The sequence below is a fragment of the Shewanella gaetbuli genome (assembly GCF_023284065.1).
GTDB lineage: Bacteria > Pseudomonadota > Gammaproteobacteria > Enterobacterales > Shewanellaceae > Shewanella > Shewanella gaetbuli.
Genome location: NZ_JAKIKP010000006.1, coordinates 60607 through 80970 on the forward strand (window position 1 = coordinate 60607; position 20364 = coordinate 80970).

The window sequence follows — 20364 nt, forward strand, 5'->3', positions numbered from 1 at the left end:
GAGACAAGGGGTTAAAGTTAAGCGGCACTGAACTGGGGTGCAGGAGCGGGCGACGCTAAAGGTGCAGGTGCTGGAGCAGACACCATGCGGTCTAACAAGGCTGTTGAGTCAGTTTCCATCAGCTTTAAGCGGTTGGTAATGTTGTTCAACGCATCTTGGGCAGCGTCTTTTTGCGCATTTAACTCATTCAGAATTAACTGCTGCACGGTATACACTTCTGCTTTAGTGGTGATTGAAATCTCGTAATCACCACGGTTTGCATCGGTTATGTCCAGACGTATGATTGGGTTGTATAAGTCGTTAGGGTTCATTAGCGATAAGGTGTAAACCTCTTGCGAGTCAAAAGGTGTAACGGCCACCACTGTGCCGACTAACACCTGCGTCTGACTACCTAATGTGTGAGCTTTCTTGAGTACCTTTACGGGCATACCTACATTTACAATAAGTTTGGTGTGCATAAATCACCTCTACTGATTGGTTAAGGGATGCCAAGGCTAGGCGGCCTTGGCGTGTTTTCTTTTACGTGTACCGTGTCTATGCTCGGCACTTGCTGCGTTTTTCTTACGCATTGCTGCGAAATACTTTGATTCTGGACGTTTACCTTTTTGCACATCATTTCGCACCTGATAGAAGTCCCACGCATCCTCGCTAGGGGCGAATGAATGGTGTCTCAGTCCTAGGTAGTGCTCGATGTGGCATATTCGCTGGTTGGTGAGGTCTAATCGTTCATGGGCACGTTTCACTGCGGTTTCGAGTAGCGTTAGGCGATCATCAATTAACGCCAACTGCCGAGCATGATGCGCACTTGTTTGAATGTCTGAGATAAGTTGTCCAATCTTTTTAAGCATTGATTAACTCCTAGTGGTACGTCCCTGTGTGGGGCGCTTGTTCTTCTTTGGCTTTTACTTGGGTGAACTCGCCTGTCTCTCTGTCGAGCTTAAAGGCGCTAACTCTGTCAGAGTCCAGTTTTCCAGACTCAATGGCATCTATAAGGTGTTCAGCAACTTTTTCTCGTATGACTCGGCTCAACATGAGCGCAGCTTCACTACTCATTGCGTCACGAACGCCAGACTCTTGCTGGAATGACTCATCGGACGCAAGATTGACAAATTCTTGGAATACTTTTATCTGATGGCTGAACTCGAAATGCTCTGGCTGGATAGCCTCTAAAACGTGCTCTCCAAGAATGTTGCGGATTATGTTGTCAGTGTCACCGCTAGCGACCACATCTAGCAGGTCGATATTAATTTTCGCCTCCATTTGGTCAAGGCGGGACAAGTGGTGCACGGCTGTAGCCCCAACAAAGGCTGCGGTTAACATGGCAATGATGTCTTTTACATTTTTTGCTTCAGAGAAGATTCGCGCTATCTTTTGGCAACGCTCAACCTCGGTATTCAGTTCTTTATTGTTGTTATCAGACATGGTTTTTTTCCTTATATTAATGGTTGAGGGATAGGGGATTTAGGCCGATTGTTTTCTGGCAGTTGCTAATGCCTGGGCAACAATGTCATTTGCCCGATCTTCATTAATGGCTGTCACTAACTGCTCGCGTAGTACATCGGCAGAGTTTATGCCTGTGTCGTAAGAAGCACGGACGATAGACATGGTTAACAGTTTCTGTTTGTCACTTAACTCAGGCTTCTCATTGTTCACCAAAAAAGGCGTTTCAAGGCGAACTAGCGCAATGGATATTGCAGTAGACAGTAATAAGCCAATACTCTCTGGTGAGCGGCAATCGCTAAATAGCTCTTTTAGCTTGCCAAATTGGACTTGGTGCTCCGCTTGGGTTGGAAATTCCATACTTTCTGTCCTTATTACACGCTGCTTAGGCAGCATCAGATTTAGGGTCAAACTCGCTCTCGTCAAAGAACGAATCAAGAGGGTCTGATTTGAACGGGTTACTTTCTTCTCCGAACACATCAAACTCATACGCATCCAGTGGCGGGACAGGGTGCTCCTCTACCTCTGGTGTCGTATTCTGGTCAACGGTGCGCTTGTTAGGGGCGAGTAACCCATTAAAACGCTCCTCGTTGTGGAACTGGGGCAACGGGCTGTAACCTGCACGGCTAAAATGCACAGCGACCTTAGCGCCTTGCTCGATTTGGTCAGTATCAACAAGCTCGTCAATACCTAACGCACGAGTCAGGCCACTTAATAGGTTGGTGTGCAGGTCACGTTGTTTAGGTGAATCTGCCTCAATGAAAAAGTTGAAAGGGTAATAACTGTTAATGCGTCTGCCATCGTGCGAGCCGATACAGCGCATGTTGACGTAAGGCTCACCTCTAACATTCAACGCGCACTTAGCAATCTCGAATAAGTACCAACCACGGTCGTAGTAAGGCGCATCAGGTTTTTGTTTGAATGGTTTATTTAGTCTTGCCATAGTCTCTTTCTCCCTACCCAATGCCCTCTGGCACTAGGTTGTCTAACTCGATGTTGTTCACATCACTATCTCTGTACCCCACGACAGGGGCGTATTGGCCTGTTTGGTAGGCGTAGGCCACAACACCTAATGGGTAGAACTCGCCTTGGAACTTCACTAGCGGCTCACCACGTTTGCTTTTGTACTTACTGCCGCCTAATGCACGGCCTTTCGCCATGCCTTTTGCCCAGTGGTACGTGTTAGTGAATGGGCAAAAGTCGATGTGCTTGCGAAGTAGCTCAATGTTCAACGGCTTGGGTAACACTATCTCCATTGCAGATGGTGGCTGCAGGGCAGGGGTCACTTGCTGCGTATTGGTTGCCGTGGATAACGCATTCACCACCACTTGTAAGTCGGCACTGATACGCTTCAAAAGGGGGATAACTTGTTGGTCGATAGTCATCATTTAGCCTCATTTCTTTGTCTGGTTGGGGCGCTCTGTATTCAGGGCTGTAAACATCCCGCACCTCGAACTGGTGATACAGGACAGTTATTACGCAAGCGAGTAGGGCATACACGATTGGGTGTAACGGGGCATTGCTCTGTCTGTCTTGCTCCATGCTGGGCATCCTCCAACGGTTTGTAACAGTGGTTAACAGGTATTAATTATTAGTTATTTATTAGTAATACTGTTATCAGTAGACAAATAAAAAGCGCACCACTATTAGGGCGCACTGTTAAAATAAGACCTGAGTTATTTAACAGGGATAACAGTAAATCACTAATAAAATTTTGTCAACGGGCAAAAAACGGTTAATTTTGGCTATTTATTGAGCAGTTTTTGTTTTTTGTCCAACAACGAAAAAATTGTTGGACACGATGTTGGACACGCTATAAGCTATTGAATATAAAGAGAAAAAACAGTGTTTTGTCCATGATCCCACAAGCAGGTGTAATTATTGTTGGACAAGTGTTTTTCCTTTTACATTCAACGTGTTACAACGCTCTGTCCACCTTTGTCCAACAATTTAACGAATTTTTAGTTACACGCGAGGAAAAAATAAATCGGCTACGTGTTACGTAATAATATTTTTTCTATATATAACTGGAATTTCGCGTCAAATTCTTGGATTGTTGGACAGCGCCAAAAAACTTATTACGTATCAAGTATTTAGTCTGTCCAACAATTTGATTTTGGCCTATTTGGGTGAAAACTTGATGGCAATCAATAGCTTACGTGTTTTCGGGTTGTTGCGTGTCCAGAGTGTGCCAGCTTGTAACGTGCTGATTAATAAGTGATTTTTGGCCTTTGTCCAGCATTGTCCACCCTCTGTCCAAGAATGTTGGACAGCCTTATTAGAGGCTCAAGCTCCTGTATCGCGTTTTAAGCAGCCTTTAACCCTTGTCAGCTACCCATAACCCCCCAACAAAAGAACTCATCACCAGCAAGCGCTGTGTAGCGATTATCGCGTATTTTTCATTGGGTTTTAGTCAATGCGTATTACGTGTTTCGCGGCCTTGTTTCTGGCTACGTTGTACGTATTTGTGGACGAGTGTTCATGCTAATGAACAATTGTTGGAGGCAGGTCACGGATTGCCCTCTGTCCAGTGTGTATAATCCGCGAAGCTAATATTCGGCACTTAACCTTTGCTAAGAGACTCGTATGTCCAAACACATTAAAGATTTCCTCCCTAAGCCACTCAATGAGGACGAACTTAACTTTATTGAGAAACGAGGAGTGGAGAGTGGGCGGATTCTTGATGATGCTTGGAGTGTAAGTGAGTCTGCGCGCAAGTTTCGTATTGCGTTTTGGTTTTGTCTTGCCCTGTGCGTTATACCTATTTATGACAGAGAGAATGGCAGCTTCTTTTGGGAAACGCTCGCCGAGGCTGGGCCATTGCTGGTCGCAGGTTACATGGCAGTTATCGGATTCGGCATCTGCTGGTTCAAACTCCGTAGAGAGTCCAACATACTCTACCGTCAAGCAGAAGCCATTCGCGAATTCCCACTTCCACTGTATGAGATAGCTATTTGGTATGGTAGTTTGGATGGTTTCGGCAACTTTAAAGGCATGTTTATGCTCACCCATAACGGCCAAAAAATATCAGTTCTGTACCCCTCATTGAAGGCAGAACGCAATGAAGACCTTGTTGCAAGAGGGCGTGTGCGCATGGACAACGACTCAGATTGGCGCGAAAAAACGAAAACGTAACAACTAGCCCACGTTACGCGGCAGTTGGTCGAACCCGCAATAGGTGTAGAAATTAGAGACTAGTCGCGCACGTTCTTGTGTCATTTCGCCTGTTGCGTTCGGGCAATCTTCGATGACGTTCACGCCAAGTACAAGGGCGAGCTGTGATGTGAGTTCTTTGATGGTGAATGTGCGATTGTTGATCATCTCTCCCAACACACGCTTGTCAATGTTCGGACTTAATGCGCATTCAGCGCTGAATAAAGGTAAATCCTCAAAGTGGCTCGTTAACTGCGCAAGTAACGCGCTGCGTGTCATGCTGGTCATGGCTTACACCTCTAACGTGTTAGGTAACAAGGATACGTGCAACTCGCTACAAAGGTTGCTGGTGATTAAGGCTACGTGCTGAGTGATGGTTGCGGCATCTGCTCCGCACTCGGCCAATACACTCAAGTGGTCGTTGGCGCGATTCAAAAGGTGATTGAATGTGGCTAGCTCCATAATCTTTATTCCTTAATGGTTGATGGTTGATGGTTGACCAGCAGGGGCTAATCAAGACTATTAAAAAAACTTGTATCACCGCTTCCCTAACAAGGAGGCGCAATAAAGAGGCAATCCCCAAATGGCGGTCGGTCTGCGGGGGTGAGTCGATGGAAATTTTTTGTGTCCCGAAGTCAGGGCTGCTTGGACACTTGGACCTAGTGCAAGGGATCACGCAGCCGCAACAGTTGACGGTCGCAGGGGAGCGCTCCGAGCGGAGCGAGGCTCCCCGATGCGAGCGTCAACTCTCTTGTCAGGCGGCCGTGATAAATCTGTGCGTAGTACATGTGTACATGCAGAACTGAGGGCGGGTAAACAAACAAACTTTCCAGCGAATCAACCACGCTGACTGACCCAAACCCAATTCCCATTCCCTTACTTGCACGAGATACACGCTATTTTGCATATGACCTTGCTTACCCGAACTCCCGAATTGCCCACTATCCAACAGCGAACACTTGCCAATCGACAACCGACACTTGCCAATCGACACTTGCCACTCGTTAATGACTAATTGACAAGTAATCATTAATAATTAATCACTCACGCTTTCACCTCTCACGTTCTCACTCCTCACGGACTCACGTTCTCACCGCGCTGCTTTTTCTTTTCACGCGCGGGGACGGACGGCAGGCCGCAGGGCAGCCACAATTTCGCGCCATAGTTGGACTAAGGAAAAAGCCCATTTTTGAATGGGTTTTGTAAGCAGAGATTAGGGGGCAGGGACACGCATTAAGGGAAGTGATATGCGCAGGTGTTACCTAGCCAGTGTTAGGCAGCAGGGCGTAGGTAATGGTTAAAGGTCATTGACAGTTTGCCCATAGATTTACGTGTTAAGTAAGCATTATGCCGGGCTTTGTCTTGCTCAGTGACGTAACCTTTGCCGCTACAACGAGCACAAGGCACATGGCGACCTTTGTTGCGTATGAATATGAACTTGTCACCCTCGCATTTTGGGCAGCAATCATACTTGCCAACAGGTTCTAGTTTCTTGATGCCAAGTGCATCACGTAACTTGCTGGCGGCTGTACCAATCCATTCATAATAACGCTTTGAGTATGCACGAATGCGCTCTTTTGGTGTGTTGTCTGAGGTTGAGGTTTCAAAATCAATATCAAACTCTTTCTCAAAGTCGGTTGCAGGCTCAATGTCCATGATTGCGTCTAGCGCGTTTAGGTCGAATGTTTTCATGTTTGTCTCCTTAGTAAGTGTTGAAAAGCCATCCATAAAGGCCACCTAAGTGACCTTGAGTATGACTTTCTGGTTAAAGTCTTACACCTGCTGCGTCCATTTGGATTTTTTCAGACTCGAATGTGTCCAGATGTGCAAAGCGAGCATCATCAAATGAACTCATTAAGTCATCGACCATTGCAGTGGTGACTTTCTTGTTCTTCATGCCCATTTGCTTGTGAGTAGCGGCAAGCATACGAAGCACTTGTTGAGCTTTGTCGGTCTGAGCATGTTTACGTCTAATGTCGCCTAGGCGTTTTGCTAGCTCTGTGTAGTCGGTGTCCTCAAAGAACGACAAGCTGTGGATTTTTACAGGCTTGTCTTTGATTTCACCAGTTACAGAATCCACCGTTGGGCGCACTGTGGTGAACGTTGATGCCTGTGGATTGCCAAGCATCCGTTCAGCCTCGGTACGTGCCATTTTCTCAGTAAGATTTAGCCCCTCTAGGCGTTTCTTGGCTTTGACTTGACGAGCTACGAACTCGATTACGTCAAAGTTTGAGTAGAAAGAGAACATTGGTGGAGTGAACTTCTCGCCAGTTTCTTGATCTCTCAAGTCAGCCAAGGCCAACAAGCGGTCAAACTCTGGCATCCAAGTATCAAGCATTTTCTCTTGAGCTAATGCGTTGGCTAGGTCAATCTCTGCCTCGTTCAGACGGTCGATGTTGTCAGCATTTTGCACTGAGGCAATAGTCTCTTGTGCTGCATCAGCGTCTAGTTGGTCGATGCGTTGACTTAACCAGTTGATACGGTCTGTTAAGTATTGGATTTGAGTTTTAACCGCCCAACGTTTGTTGCGAAGTTTAAGGATTAAGCTCAACTTCTTGGTTGGTACACCATCAGGGAACATTTGCAGAAGCATGTCACGGCTGGCGATACGCTTCACTTGGCCTTTGTTCTCTACTGGTTGGCCATAACGTTGGTGTAAACGTTCGATTAAACTACCTATGGCTTTCCAAGTGGCGAATGAGGCGATTTTGCGGTGTTCGTCCATGCTACGACCTACTAAGTCATGGATAAACTCCTCTTTGGTTACAGCCTCATAAACGGCTTTGGGTTCAGCGTCACGGGCTGCTGTGACATTTGCCTTGCGCCACTGTGCGCCTTGACTTGGTGCCATTATCTCCTCGATTTCACGTAGGTAGCGTTCGGCTCTGTATTGCTCCTCTACGCCATCAATGGTGAAGTCTTCCGCTTCATCTTCCCACTGTTCGTCGCCATCAAGGTCGTTGTTGAGTTGGTAACTCGCCTCGATTCTGCGCATGAATGGGTGTAATTCGAAGCCCATTGGTGACATATTGCTAATGGCTTCTGCGTGGAACTCATACTCCGTGTACAAGTCCTCAACTGTATTGGCAATCTTAGTGGCACGTTCGGCAATGGCCTTGGCATCTTTGGCATCCAATGCCTTTACACCAATGTCTGTACCATTCTCTTTGTTTCGCTTGTCCACTAGAGTGCAGACGAACAATGAGAAGTCGTTGGTTAATGTGCGTGTTAGGCTGCTAAGGGCGAACTTTAGCCCCCAACCAAGGCTTGAGATAAAGCCATATGTTGAGTAGCCAGCAAGGTTACATCTGTCTAAGTCATTTGCGATAACTGTGGCGAAGTCTTTAGCACTTAGCGTAAGTAAAACCTCGTTGGCAATAGATAGGTTTTTGTTGTCTACGTGGTTGATAACGCTAATATCTTTTAGTTTTGCTTTGTTGGCTGCTAGGGTGTTTACTTTCTTTGCGATTGGTTTTAAGATTAATTTAGTCATAGGTAACGTTTCCTTATCAATGACTTGCACAGACGGGAGCTGCTACTCCCTCTGTGCCTCGCTCTACTGACCGAGCAGGTCTTTGGGCAAAGTGCCCTGATTAAAGATTTGGGACTCCGAAGTAGGTTCAATCAGTTCTGATTCAAACTCTGTGCGGAGAATCGAAAAAGAACCGAGTGCCCCACCTACCAGACGACCCATACATCTCAAATCTCAACCAGTGGCACTTATTCCCCCACCTTTAACACCCGTTACTTATTCCTGAACAAATCGACTTTTGATAAATAACTTATTCCGAATGGCGCTTTCCTCTGGGCGATTGATTTTGGAAAACTCAAAATCGTTTTTCGTAAAAAATTTTTTTATAAATTTTCCCCAGTATTTTCGACTTTGGCGCAGATTGATTAGCTGTTATTAGTAGTGTTACTATTATTTATTATTAGTAACACTGTTTTTATATGGCGTAACGATGACTACTAATCTCAGCACAATCAGCGCCCAATACTCAGACGTTGGCATTGGGCAGCTTACCTCCCAAGAAGAAATATATGTTCAGCGCAGAGCGCAGGGGTTAAATCCAACTGCTGCGGCTCGTTCAGCAAATTATGAGAACCCAGTTAAGGCAGTTGCTATGTTGTCCCAGCGTGAGGACGTGAATATGGCGATTGCTTATGCGCGTGAAATGCAGAGGCAAATTGCGATTGGTGCAGGTTCAATTGATTTTACAAAGGACGATGCGACCTTGATGTACCTTGAGGCACATGCGACCAGTGAGACTACGGCTGATAAGATTCGGGCGACTGACTCACTTGTTAAATTGCACGGGTTAGCGACACCTGAGAAGAAAGAGGTCGTTATCACCAACCGAGGACAGCTTGAGGTTCTTGATGACGAGGAGTTGTTACGTATAGCTGGGCAGGATATATCACTGTCGCCTGATGATTACATGGTGGCCGATGATGAATAAGGCTATTTGTGACGAGTGCCTAGCCACTATCCCGCATCACATGATGTACAACAAGGATTTGTGTATTGAGTGTGCCAAGCATTTGGGTGTGTTTGTCCAGCCGAACAACACTGAGGAAGTGAAGCGCATTGAGGCTGAAAAAGACCGTGTTGTTAAAGAGAATAAGCAGGCTAAACGTGAGAACCGTGCAGCTAAAAAGGCCGAGTTCGACAAGAAAGAGGAGGCCAAAAAGGAGTTGGCCGAACGTGCCTTGGTTCGTAGGCGTTTGTTGCCATTTATTAAGCGCCATAATCGGGATTACATGGCTGGTTGGGTTCATGCTGACATTTGTATGCGTCTGGAAAAGTTCTCGCAGGATGTGGTTGAGGGTAAATCGCCTAGGTTGATGATCACTATGCCGCCCCGACACGGTAAAAGTGAGATTGGTTCAAAAACATTCCCTTCTTGGCACTTAGGCCGACATGCGGAACATGAGATTATCGTGTCATCGTATTCTGGTGACTTAGCAGAGGACTTTAGCCGAAAGTGCCGTGACTTGATTGAGGAGGACAAGTTCAAGGCTGCGTTTAAGACAAGGCTTGACCCTGCTACTAAGTCAGTGAAGAAATGGGCAACGACTAAAGGTGGCGGTTTTACCGCTGCGGGTGTGGGTGGCCCAGTAACAGGTCGTGGTGCGCACATTGGTATTATTGATGACCCTGTGAAAAACCGCGAGGAAGCGGAATCTGAGACTACCCGCCAGAAGATTAAGGATTGGTATTCATCGACATTCTATACCCGTCTTGCACCTGGGGGCGGGATTTTGATTATTCAGACCCGTTGGCACGAAGATGACCTATCAGGCTGGTTGCTATCGGTACTGGCAGATGCCGAGCGAGAAGCGGCAGAGGCTGGGGTGGACTTGGCGGCTGACGTTGATAAGTGGGACTTGGTTGAGTACCCAGCGATAGCGATTGAGGACGAGAAGTACAGGAGAGCAGGCGAGGCGCTACATCCTGACCGCTACCCAATTGAAGCCCTAATGCGTATTAAGAGAACGCTTATCCCGCGAGATTGGGAGGCACTTTATCAGCAGAGGCCAGTGAGTGAGGACGGTGATTACTTTACGCAGGATATGATGCGTTATTACCATCCAAAGGACAGACCGCCTTTGTCGGAGTTACGTATTTATGCTGCGGCTGACTTGGCGATTTCGACTAAGCAGACGAGTGACTTTTCAGTCATTGTGATAGTTGGTGTTGACCGTGACGAGAATATTTGGGTACTGGATATGAAACGGGGACGTTGGAACTCGTTGGCGATTATTGACAACCTGTTTGAGACACAGATTAAGTATAAGCCAGAGATTTTTGGTATCGAGACAGGTCAGATTGAGCTTACCCTTGAGCCGTTTATCCAAAAGGCAGAGCAGGAGCGTAAAGTGCGTTTGCGTTACCAGAAACTGCCGACTCGCGGTAAGGACAAAGGGACAAGGGCGAGGCCGATTCAGGGGCGTATGGAGCAGGGGAAAGTGTTCTTCCCTACTATTGAGTCAACGCCTTGGATGTCAGCATTGTTCAATGAGTTGATGAAATTCCCGTTAGGCCGTAATGACGATATTGTGGATGCCTTGGCATGGATTGGTCAGATGTTGATGATGTTTGGTATTAAGCGAGCACCTAAAGCGCCACGTAAAAAGTCGTTCTTGGACAAGGTACGTAAATTTGGTGGCGGTAAAGGTCGCCACAAGTCGAGCATGGCGGCTTAGTTGTCCTTTATAACAGACTGATAACGTCTATACATACGCCAGATAAAACTAAATCCATATATGTTAGAGGAGTGTTGCCTAGGCTAGTTTTTACGTGCATTAGGCTGGTTAATAACTAAACCGTAGTGGTATTCTCCGCGCCTAATTTAATTGACACCTCAGAGAAATTTTAAATGGTTAGAATGCTATTGGCATTGGTCATGATTTTTGCGTTTACGGGTAAGGTACAATCTGATCCTTTGACACTAGAGCAGCGTGAAAATTTTGTGTGTACGGTGGTCGAGATTTTTGCAGGGATGGCCATAAATAAAAGGTATGAAGGGGTGTCACTTAATGAAGTTTTGAGGGATATAAATGAACTTGGTGAGGAAGTTTTGGAGGGTGTCGCTAGAGATGTTACGCTAGAGGCGTACAAACATACCATGACTACGGTTGATAGCCATGTTGAGCACACTAAAAAAGAGTTCGTAAATAAATGGGTTGTGGATTGTTATGAGTCTTTTTGAACAACCATTTTTTCTACGCTCTCTAAGTAGTTTTTTACGTCTTGGCCAGTGTTAAAACGTTCTAAAGTTATCCTTATAGCCTGTGCCGCCATGTTAAGTGCTAGTGTGTGATGCATTACGGCTGTTTCTTCGTCATATACAGAGCCTATCACAACGTTATAGTCAGTCGAGTTTTGTATTAGGCTTGCTATGTTACCATGCGCAGCCAATGACAAGTATGCGTAACACTTGTTGAACTCATCTGCTAAACCTGCTTTCTTAAAGCGACTCCATACACTCATTTGATCGGGGTCTTTTGCATACCTTTTATCAGTTTTATCCTCGAAAGCCTCCAATAACTTTTTGCCTCTTGATTTTTGATCTTTCGTCATGGCTTCGTGGTGGTCTGCATATTCTATGCAGCACGCCAAGTCAGCGAATGACTCCAATGCAGAGCGCAAGATGGTTGGAACAGCATTAAGCCGCCTGCTTCGTATTAACGCAACAGCATCACAGCAGAGTTCAGATACCCTAATACTCAAAGCGAGGATGTATTTCTCTTGCAGGTCATTGTAAGTTAAGTGCTGGAATTTTTCATCACGGACTCGGAGCAGTTTTTGCATTTCGTTGTTCAGTGGTGTTTTTGGACGCATAACGACCTTGTTTTTATGTCAGCTAAGTGAATGGCTAACGTAACACTACTGCATTTTAGTGCCAAGACCTTGAGGCCATGCGAGGGCATATTAGTGATTTTTTGATAGTTCCATGACTATTTTTTCTAAGGCATAAACCCTGCTAGTCATTTCTTGTATGCGCATATCATTCTGACGTAAGCGTTCTTCGTTGAGTGATATACCTTTCATACCAGCGACAATGTTGTCCCTATCTTCGGCAAGAGTCTTGAGTGTTTCTTTTACGTGGGTCAGTTCAATTCGTGCTGCGGTAAGCCCGTCACTACTTCTGTCTATCTTCCCACCAACCCATACGAGTGATGCAATGATCACGCCTTGCAGGATTTGGTTGAAGAACCCTTGTAACTGAATTGGTTGTTCATCTTTAGCGGCCATGTTGTATCACTGTTTCAAAAGTATTAGTATTACTGTTATTATACAATATAAGTAACACTTATCAATTTGTGGGCTTTTTGATGGGTAAAGACAAGAAACATCGTGAACTCAAAGACGCTGACAGTATTGCGTTGGATAACTACGCTCGTTTTGCTGATGCGTACAAAGGTGAACATACCTCTTATGTTGAGCGCGCACAGCGTAATGATAAATTCTACGCAGGTGAGCAATGGAAAGCTGAAGACAAAGCGACATTAGAGGCTGAGGGTCGCCCAGCACTGACACTTAACCTGATTTTATCAACTGTGAATGCCATCATTGGTGAGCAGTTAGACCGTAAGGTTGAGCCAATATTCCGTGCAACCAGTAAAGGGCATGAGGATACCGCATTTCGTTTGAACAAGATTACTCGTTGCATATTGAATGACAACGACTATGACGATACCGAGGAGCGAGTATTCAGTGATGGCATTATTGGAGGCCGAGGCTTCTTTGATATTCGTCTAAGTTTCGCCAATAACGCTTTCGGTGAGGTGGCTATTTCTTTGGAGAACCCACTTGAGGTTGTCATTGATAAAGAAGCTAAAGAAATGGACCCGACCACATGGAATGAGGTATTCATTAGCCGTTGGATGACTGTTGAGGATATTGAGGTTGAGTACGGCTTTAAAGCTGCTGAACGTATACGCTCAATGTCAGAGGGGCAGAGCTACCATGACGTAGAAAACTTTGATTACTTCGCTGAAACCTTTGGTGGTGAGGAAGCCCAGACCACAGACCCAGAAGAACGAGGCAAGTTAAGACGAGTGCGCGTTATCGAACGCCAGCACTATAAACTGTGTGAGCAGCTTTGTTATGTAGACGTTGTTACTGGTGATGTTCGCCCAATCCCAATGACCACCTCAGAGGAAGAAGCGAAGCAAAACGCACCACTTTACAATGCTATGGTTGCGAAACGTAAGATGCGCAGAGTGCGAATCACTACGTCTGTTGACCGAGTGCTACTTCATGATGATTGGTCGTTGTACCGCAGTTTCACCATTGTGCCATTCTTCCCATATTTCCGTAGAGGCCGACCATTTGGTGTCGTGGACAATTTGATTGATCCACAAAACCTACTCAACAAGACTAGCTCGCAGGAGCTACACATCGTTAATACCACCGCTAACTCAGGCTGGGTTGTTGAGGAGGGGAGTCTCACCAACATGGACGAGGACGAGCTTGAGGAGCGCGGGGCAGAAACTGGCCTTGTTTTGGTTCACGCCAAAGGTGCTAGCCGACCTGAGAAAATCACGCCAAATCAGATCCCCACGGGCATTGACCGAATTAGCCAAAAGGCATCATCGACCATTCGTGAGGTGTCAGCAGTTAATGCCTCAATGCTTGGCGCAAGTCGAGCAGACCAATCGGGTCTAGCCCAAGAGAAGTCGATTGTTCGTGGTCAGGTACAAATCTCAGTGGTGCTAAGTAACTTGCGCAGAGCGAGGCTAAATGTACTCCGCAAAGTGCTTGAGCTAGTCCAAGATTTTTATGTCGAGGAGCGTTATTTCTCCATGACCGATGACAGCATCATTGGCGAGGACGAGGAGCAGCAATATGGCATCAATGTACCGTCAGAAGATGGTGAGATTCTTTATGACGTAACGCTTGGCAAGTATTCAGTGGCGGTTGATTACCGACCTGCTGATGGAACGCTTTATGACAAGGAGTTTGAGGAAGCACTACGTATGCGAGAGCTTGGTATAGCTATCCCTGACTATGTGCTTGTTCAATACAGTAATTTAACTAAACGTAGTGAAATTGCTGAGTTCCTTAAAAACAGCCAAGGGTTTGGTGAGCTTTCCGAGGAGGAGGCAGCGTTACAGCAAATGCAGGCTGAACATCAAGTTCGTCTACTCCAAAAAGAAATCGAAACCATTGATGCAGAGATTCAAGTGGCCTTGGCTACGGCCAAAGAGAAAATGGCTCGTGCTGATTCGCTTGAGGGTTACAACGAGGCACAAATGGAAATGTTCAAACTTTCTGAAGCCCGTAAGCAGAAAGAGCAAGAGTTGTCCCTACGTATTGCTTTGGCCGCAAGAAGTCACAGTAACCAAAATAACCTTACTGATAAACGTATTGCGTCCCAAGTGGCAATGAAGTCTATGGATTTGTCATTTGCGGATAAAAAGACCCCCAAAAGTGAAACCCCGAAACGCTAACATAGGAAGATAAAATGGCTACTAAGCAAGATGACATTTTTGACACTGACCCAAAACCAACAACCAACCTGTTTGGTGGTGATGTGGACGATGAATTTGTCCAAGCAACACCAGAGGAACGAGGTGATGTGATTTTGGATGAACCCGAAGAAGAAACTGAGGTTGAGGAAACCGAGGAAGAATCTGAGGCTAAGGAGTCTGATGATGAATCCGAAGAAGAAACCGAGGAAAACGAGGAAGAACCCGAAGAATCTGAGGATGAATCTGATGCTGACGAGGAACTTGACGAGGAACAGGACGAAGATGAGAAGCCGAAGAAAAAGGCTCAATCGTCTGGTAAAGTCCCGCGCTCTCGCCTCAATAAAGAGATCCGCAAGCGCAGAGAGCTTGAAGCTAGACTCCGAGAATTAGAGCAGGGCAAAGAGCAAAGCCCCCAATCGCAAAAAGGTAAAAGTGAGCCAGAGCCTGAACCTGTGGCACTCAAAGATAAAATCTCGAAAGATGGCTTCCATAAGATGCAAGAGGCCATGATTGATGGTAACTCAGAAGAAGCTTTTGAGTTGTTTACCGAAATGATGACTAATGTTGCCTCAACAGTTAGTGAAGCTGCGGCAGAGAAAGCCCGGCAAGAAGCCCTTGGGGAGATCCAACATAAAGAAACGGTTAATGAGTTATCAAAAACCGCTTCTGAGTTGGCCGAGCGTTACCCAGAGCTTGACCATGAAAGCGATATGGCAGACGAGGGGTTAATTGAGGAAGTGGTTGAAACCCGTAACCTCTACATTGACCGTGGCATGAGTCCAGCAGAGGCATTGCGCAAAGCTGTTCGCCTAGTGGCAATCGACAATGAGCTTGTTGACCGTAAAGCTGAGGTTAAGAAACCTAAAGCCCCATCAAGAATAGATGCACTCGACCGTAAGACTGAGCTTTCTAAAAAAGAGCGGGGACGTTTAGGCGGTGGCAGCAAGTCACCAGCATCTAATGACCGCAGCCGAATTGCTAACTTGAGCGACCCTGACTTTGCAAGATTGTCTGACGAGGCAAGACGCAGAGCGCGAGGCGATTACTTATAAGTTAATTTATTAGTGACACTGTTGACATAAATTAACAGTGTCACTAAAATTTAATTATCCAAGTGGTAACTTGTAAAACTACTCCCGCCCTCCCATCGGCAATGGGTGACACACCGAAAGACCCACGTTACGGGACGACTTATCAGGATTCATTAATCCCTAGTCGTTTTGCTGTAACGACAGGGTTAGACGGAGAAGTCAAATGCCGAACAAGACTAATTTTGCTGCCTTAGATACCGATGCTAAAAAGGTTTGGACACGCGAGGTCATGCACCAAGCGCGTGAAAAAATGTTTGCCTCTAAGTTTATTGGTAAAGGCCCAAATGCCATGATTCAGCGCATTACCGAGTTAACTAAAAGTGCTCGTGGTAATGAAGCTGTTGTAACCTTAGTGCCAGATAGCAACCAAGACGGTATCGTTGGTGATAACGACTTGACGGGTAACGAGGCAACGCTAACTGCCCACCAAGATAAGGTCATCATCGACCAACTACGTCAAGGTTTCACTAACACTGGTAAATTAACCGACCAAAAAACGGTTGTTAACTTCCGTGAGACTGTACGTGATCAGTTAGCTTATTGGTTATCTGACCGTATGGATCAGCTATTCTTCCTTACCCTAGCAGGTGTGACCTTTGCTAAACGCAATGATGGTGGCACTCGCCAAAGCCAAGGCCAGAATAACGATAACCTATCAGACCTAACCTTTAACCATGCACTTGCGCCAACTACTGAGCGTCATGTGATGGTGCAAGCTGACGGTTCTATTGTGGACTCAGACACCACAGCCATTACCACCAATGACACCTTGAAGTACCAACATATCGTGCGTTTAGGTGCGTTAGCCAAACAACGCTACCTACGTGGTATTCGCGGTGATGGTGGCTCTGAAGTGTTCCATTTATTCCTTAACCCCGCAGCAATGGCCGAGCTAAAGCTTGACCCTGACTTTATCAACAACGCTCGTCATGCTGGCGTTCGTGGCGATAAAAACATGCTGTGGACAGGCGGTGACTCTTACGTGATTGATGGCTTAATCATTCACGAGTTCCGTCATGTACCAACAACATTGGGGGCTGCTGCTGGCTCTAAGTGGGGTGCGGTTGGTGATGTTGATGGCTGTATGGGCTTATTGTGTGGTGCGCAAGCGGTAGGTTTTGTTGACCTAGACAACGCTGAATGGGACGAGCGTGACCACTTCGACTACGGCAACCGTTACGGTATCTCTTACGGCAAAATCTTTGGTATGAAGAAATTGCAGTTCAAGGATGCTAAGGCCACTGCTGATGGCACAGTGAAACAGGATTACGGTGTAATCCGTGTGGATATGGCTATCAAGCAGTAAGCCTAGTTAGGTATTCGGGGGAGTTGCCAAGGACGGTGACACCGTAGTTAGTGTCTTTTAAGTGAGAGCAAAACAATGAAATTCAAGAACTATCGAACCAAAACCATTAAAGCCTGTAACGCAGAGGGTCATGCACTGTGCTTTAAGTCGGGTGAAGAACGCGAACTGCCAGAGCATTTGGAAGTATTCGCCATTGAAAGTGGTTTAGTGCCATTGGATGAAGTCGAAATGGTAGAAGCGCGTGAAGCTGAGGCAAAAAAGGCCGCAGATGCAGCCAAAAAAGCTAAAGCTGAAAAGGACAAGGCAGCTAAAAAAGCTCGCTCGGACGCACTAAAGAAAGCCTCGACCGAAGCCGCACAAGAAGAAGTGCTTGCGAAAGCCGCAGAGTAACAGGAGTAGCCGAACATGGCATTAACAGTTGATGACATTCTAACCAAGCGTGTTCGGCTCTTGTTACGCGACATTGACGAGGGTGGTGTCCAGTGGCGTGATGCGGAGCTAATCAATTGGTTTAACGAAGCATGTGAGGAAATTTCACGCCTACAGCCTGAATCGTCCTCAAAAACCGTTGAAGTTTCCCCATTACAACAGGGAGCTAAACAAACTGTGCCGCAAGGTACTTCATTACTGCTAGAGGCGGTTTGTAACTCGTCAGATGGCAATGAGGGTCGCATTGTTCGTAGAGTCGAGCGCAGCACATTGGATAATGAAGAACCTGATTGGATGATGTCGGAAAGGACTGATGTAGTGATGCGCTACGCTGCCAGTTTGACCGACCCAAGAGTGTTCTATGTTTACCCGCCATCGTCAGGTTCGGCTAATTCTGGTTTGAGTATTGTAGTCGCCACTGTGCCTGATAAGGTCACGCAGCTAACGGATATGTGCCCGTTACCTGATATGTATTCATCGGTTATTGCTAACTACGTACTACATCGAGCATTCAGCAAGTTAACGGAATCGGCAGATGCCCAGCAACGTGCCATTCACTACTTGCAATTGTTTGATGCACAGGTTGGCACAACGATTAATACGATGGAGGGACGAACAGCACCAGCGCGTGATCCGATTGGCCCAGGAGTGTAATCATGGCATTAGTCCAAGAATGGGTTGAAAGTATCTCTTTAGACGTTCCAGAACCTATGGCGGGTACGATTGCCCGTCAGGTGAGAATGGCAATACAAGAGTTCTTTCGCCAATCCGAGGCATGGCGACACCGCGAAACGTTTACTTTAACAGGGGACGAGTATGAGTTTATCTTGGGAAACCTACCAGCTAATACTTATGCTTATGCTAGCCGTCACGCTTATATCACCTATAGCACAGGTGATAGGCATAAACTTACCTCAACTTTACCTGAGCGACTTAACCCACGCACTCAAGGCTGTCCTACTGAGTTTGCTATTGACGGTAATGTTATTTTGCTCAGTGCCATACCACCTAACGGAGTATTGGAGGTTGAGGTCGTTGTCCAACCAACCCGTAATATTGGAGAGGTTGATGATGCCGTTTGCGACCGTTGGTTTGAGTATATCCGTCATGGAGCATTAGCGGGCTTGCTAAAAGCCCCTGATAGGGTGTGGACAAATAAGTCAGCCGCAGCCGAGCATGAGCGCCAGTTCTTATTGGGTATCGCCAAGGCCAAGCGTGAAATGTCACGTAACCGAAGCCGACCAAAGCGTAATGTTCGCTTTAACAAGGGGTTCGCATGGTAGGTGAGCATGAGGTCTTAATTGTCCACGAAGACGATGTTGAACATTTATGGCCTCTTGTTCAGCCTTGGCTAGAACGCTTGCACAAGCGCCATAAAGGGGTTGCCCCTGACAAGCTTAGGGAAATGGTAGACACAGGTGAGGCATTCCTTGTTATCTACGGGAAACAGGGATTCGCCATTTTTACCCCATTAGGTGACACCTATTTTGTGATTTCGATGGCTGCTTTTTCTGGTGTTTGTGATTTCCCCATTGAGCAAATCATATCGAATGCAACTGAACACGCTAAAGGGCTTGGTTTTAAACGTGTTGAGGTTGGTTCGCCCCGCAAAGCATGGTGGGTAATCCTGCCAAAACTGGGCTTTGTCTGGGACGGTGAGTTTAAGTTTACATTGGAGTTGTAGCCATGAGTATGGGTCCTGATGAACCAAAAACCCCTGAGAGCGAGAAGATTAAGACCCAAGTGTCTGCTCAGATGTTCAAAGAGGGAACGGCAATCAAAAGTCGTGTGGGCAAGGACTATGTAAAAGATGTTGTCCGTAAGACCGCAGGCCGAGAGTCAGCTAGCGAGAATCTTGAGAACGAGATCAAAAAGAGTCGTCAAGAAAAACCTAGAACGGCAACGGCAATTGCAGATTCTGCAGTATCAGGTGGTACTTCTGGTATTGGTGGTGCAATCCGTGGCGGTGCTACCGATGCGCAGCGCAGAGGTTCAGGTGCTTCAAGTGCTACACGTTCAGGGGCAAATCTGGTGAACACACTAAACGCAGCGTCCTCTATTGACCATGCCAAGAGCATGAATAAGTTTGACCAGCAAACAAGCCGTAACCAAATGGCCTTGGATGCAGTAGCTATTGGTGCAGGTATGGGGCTGGCTGACCGTTGGGACAATGAGGAGTTGGACGAGGAGTACGAAAGAATGGATCAGTATGCCCACAAACCCAACAGTCGTGGCGGCAAAAGACGCAAGCGTAAACAAATCGTAGGCATTGGAGGTTAATGATGCAGAACTTAGCCCTAGCAGAAGATTACAGAGGTGGCACAGGAGTTAGTAAAATCTCAACTGGTGGAACAGTTGTGCCTTTCTCAAGAAGTTCTTACTCACGGTCAAGCGCACTTACTTCGACCAAAGACCCTGAAAAGCTTCTCCAAGAAATGTATCGTTCACAGCTTACCGATTATAACCAGTACCAAAAGCCGTTGATTGATGCACTTGCCGAAGAAGCCGAATCAAATGACATTATCAAACTGGGTGACATTCAGGCCGAGGCGATTGGTGATCGAGTGCGTAACCGTACTGAGCGTTCCCTTTCAATGAACAACACCAACTTACTACCTAGCCAACGTAAAGCACTGGAACACCGCTTGAACAATGACCTAAAAATCACTGAGGGCGGCATTAAACGGGCAGCGAGTATTGCCCAGCAAGAACACAATACAGCGACTCGTACAAACCTAATGTCTATCGCTGAATCATTGCAGACTACGGGTGTTTCTGGTGTGAGTGCCGCAGCTAAGGCCAAGGCTGAACGTGACGCAGCCGCAGCCAAAGCTAAGGGCGGGATGTTGTCTCAAGTTATGTCAATTGCTGGCGGTGTAGTCGGTGGTATTTATGGTGGCCCAATGGGTGCGCAACTTGGCGCATCATTAGGCGGCATGGCTGGCGGTGCGATTGGAGGTTAAT

At 46.5% G+C, this 20364-nt stretch carries 25 protein-coding genes; 13 read left to right on the plus strand and 12 right to left on the minus strand.

Going from position 1 to position 20364, the window contains the following annotated elements:
• Positions 1-17: 17 nt before the first annotated feature.
• The 6 genes from L2672_RS09665 to L2672_RS09690 are packed head-to-tail and all read right to left on the minus strand — an operon-like array spanning position 18 to position 2828.
• Positions 18-458: a hypothetical protein gene (locus L2672_RS09665; protein ID WP_248995645.1), complete on the minus strand. Its 441-nt coding sequence runs from the start codon at positions 456-458 to the stop codon at positions 18-20.
• A 36-nt stretch (positions 459-494) separates the two neighbouring features.
• Positions 495-848: a hypothetical protein gene (locus L2672_RS09670; protein ID WP_248995646.1), complete on the minus strand. Its 354-nt coding sequence runs from the start codon at positions 846-848 to the stop codon at positions 495-497.
• A 10-nt stretch (positions 849-858) separates the two neighbouring features.
• Entirely contained in the window at positions 859-1422 is a 564-nt protein-coding gene (locus L2672_RS09675) for a hypothetical protein (protein WP_248995647.1), read from the minus strand.
• 39 nt (positions 1423-1461) lie between these two features.
• Complete coding sequence (locus L2672_RS09680; RefSeq protein WP_248995648.1) at positions 1462-1800, minus strand: hypothetical protein; 339 nt, start codon at positions 1798-1800, stop codon at positions 1462-1464.
• 25 nt (positions 1801-1825) lie between these two features.
• Positions 1826-2383: a hypothetical protein gene (locus L2672_RS09685; RefSeq protein WP_248995649.1), complete on the minus strand. Its 558-nt coding sequence runs from the start codon at positions 2381-2383 to the stop codon at positions 1826-1828.
• A 13-nt stretch (positions 2384-2396) separates the two neighbouring features.
• Positions 2397-2828, minus strand: a complete 432-nt coding sequence (locus L2672_RS09690) for a hypothetical protein (protein ID WP_248995650.1) — start codon at positions 2826-2828, stop codon at positions 2397-2399.
• Positions 2829-4026: 1198 nt separating this feature from the next.
• On the opposite strand from L2672_RS09690, the gene L2672_RS09695 reads away from it, so the two are divergent.
• Positions 4027-4575, plus strand: coding sequence for a hypothetical protein (locus L2672_RS09695; RefSeq protein WP_248995651.1), 549 nt, complete (start codon positions 4027-4029; stop codon positions 4573-4575).
• A gap of 3 nt (positions 4576-4578) precedes the next feature.
• Here L2672_RS09695 and L2672_RS09700 read toward each other — a convergent pair whose 3' ends face one another.
• The 4 genes from L2672_RS09700 to L2672_RS09715 form a co-directional block, all read right to left on the minus strand.
• Positions 4579-4881: a hypothetical protein gene (locus tag L2672_RS09700; protein WP_248995652.1), complete on the minus strand. Its 303-nt coding sequence runs from the start codon at positions 4879-4881 to the stop codon at positions 4579-4581.
• 3 nt (positions 4882-4884) lie between these two features.
• Positions 4885-5055: a hypothetical protein gene (locus L2672_RS09705; protein ID WP_248995653.1), complete on the minus strand. Its 171-nt coding sequence runs from the start codon at positions 5053-5055 to the stop codon at positions 4885-4887.
• 810 nt (positions 5056-5865) lie between these two features.
• On the minus strand, positions 5866-6285 hold the full coding sequence (locus tag L2672_RS09710; RefSeq protein ID WP_248995654.1) for a hypothetical protein: 420 nt from the start codon (positions 6283-6285) through the stop codon (positions 5866-5868).
• A gap of 73 nt (positions 6286-6358) precedes the next feature.
• A complete protein-coding gene (locus L2672_RS09715; protein ID WP_248995655.1) occupies positions 6359-8086 on the minus strand; it encodes a hypothetical protein in 1728 nt (575 codons plus the stop codon).
• 469 nt (positions 8087-8555) lie between these two features.
• On the opposite strand from L2672_RS09715, the gene L2672_RS09720 reads away from it, so the two are divergent.
• From L2672_RS09720 to L2672_RS09730, 3 genes are all read left to right on the plus strand, one after another.
• Entirely contained in the window at positions 8556-9053 is a 498-nt protein-coding gene (locus tag L2672_RS09720; protein WP_248995656.1) for a hypothetical protein, read from the plus strand.
• A 235-nt stretch (positions 9054-9288) separates the two neighbouring features.
• Entirely contained in the window at positions 9289-10800 is a 1512-nt protein-coding gene (gene terL, locus L2672_RS09725; protein ID WP_248995657.1) for a phage terminase large subunit, read from the plus strand.
• Between the two features lie 200 nt (positions 10801-11000).
• A complete protein-coding gene (locus L2672_RS09730; protein WP_248995658.1) occupies positions 11001-11306 on the plus strand; it encodes a hypothetical protein in 306 nt (101 codons plus the stop codon).
• Here the strand turns inward: L2672_RS09730 and L2672_RS09735 are convergent.
• Together L2672_RS09735 and L2672_RS09740 are read right to left on the minus strand one after the other, a co-directional pair.
• Positions 11291-11938, minus strand: coding sequence for a DUF5677 domain-containing protein (locus L2672_RS09735; RefSeq protein ID WP_248995659.1), 648 nt, complete (start codon positions 11936-11938; stop codon positions 11291-11293). The two genes, L2672_RS09730 and L2672_RS09735, sit on opposite strands and share 16 nt — an antisense overlap.
• Positions 11939-12028: 90 nt before the next feature.
• On the minus strand, positions 12029-12352 hold the full coding sequence (locus tag L2672_RS09740) for a hypothetical protein (RefSeq protein WP_248995660.1): 324 nt from the start codon (positions 12350-12352) through the stop codon (positions 12029-12031).
• Between the two features lie 80 nt (positions 12353-12432).
• Here L2672_RS09740 and L2672_RS09745 point away from each other — a divergent pair, with 80 nt between their 5' ends.
• The 9 genes from L2672_RS09745 to L2672_RS09785 all read left to right on the plus strand — a co-directional run bounded on the left by L2672_RS09745 (position 12433) and on the right by L2672_RS09785 (position 20363).
• Positions 12433-14553: a portal protein gene (locus tag L2672_RS09745; RefSeq protein ID WP_248995661.1), complete on the plus strand. Its 2121-nt coding sequence runs from the start codon at positions 12433-12435 to the stop codon at positions 14551-14553.
• Positions 14554-14567: 14 nt separating this feature from the next.
• Positions 14568-15626, plus strand: a complete 1059-nt coding sequence (locus L2672_RS09750) for a hypothetical protein (RefSeq protein WP_248995662.1) — start codon at positions 14568-14570, stop codon at positions 15624-15626.
• A 202-nt stretch (positions 15627-15828) separates the two neighbouring features.
• A complete protein-coding gene (locus tag L2672_RS09755; protein WP_248995663.1) occupies positions 15829-16971 on the plus strand; it encodes a N4-gp56 family major capsid protein in 1143 nt (380 codons plus the stop codon).
• A gap of 75 nt (positions 16972-17046) precedes the next feature.
• A complete protein-coding gene (locus L2672_RS09760; RefSeq protein WP_248995664.1) occupies positions 17047-17361 on the plus strand; it encodes a hypothetical protein in 315 nt (104 codons plus the stop codon).
• A 15-nt stretch (positions 17362-17376) separates the two neighbouring features.
• On the plus strand, positions 17377-18054 hold the full coding sequence (locus L2672_RS09765) for a phage adaptor protein (RefSeq protein ID WP_248995665.1): 678 nt from the start codon (positions 17377-17379) through the stop codon (positions 18052-18054).
• A 2-nt stretch (positions 18055-18056) separates the two neighbouring features.
• Positions 18057-18683 (plus strand): phage adaptor protein, encoded by a 627-nt coding sequence (locus L2672_RS09770; protein ID WP_248995666.1) that lies wholly within the window; start codon positions 18057-18059, stop codon positions 18681-18683.
• Entirely contained in the window at positions 18677-19084 is a 408-nt protein-coding gene (locus tag L2672_RS09775) for a hypothetical protein (RefSeq protein ID WP_248995667.1), read from the plus strand. The genes L2672_RS09770 and L2672_RS09775 overlap by 7 nt, the downstream gene beginning before the upstream one ends.
• A 59-nt stretch (positions 19085-19143) precedes the next feature.
• Positions 19144-19680 carry a hypothetical protein gene (locus L2672_RS09780; protein ID WP_248995668.1) on the plus strand — a complete coding sequence of 179 codons (537 nt, stop codon included), beginning with the start codon at positions 19144-19146 and terminating at the stop codon, positions 19678-19680.
• Positions 19680-20363, plus strand: a complete 684-nt coding sequence (locus L2672_RS09785) for a hypothetical protein (protein WP_248995669.1) — start codon at positions 19680-19682, stop codon at positions 20361-20363. Before L2672_RS09780 ends, L2672_RS09785 begins: the two co-directional genes overlap by 1 nt.
• The last annotated feature ends 1 nt before the right edge of the window (position 20364 follow it).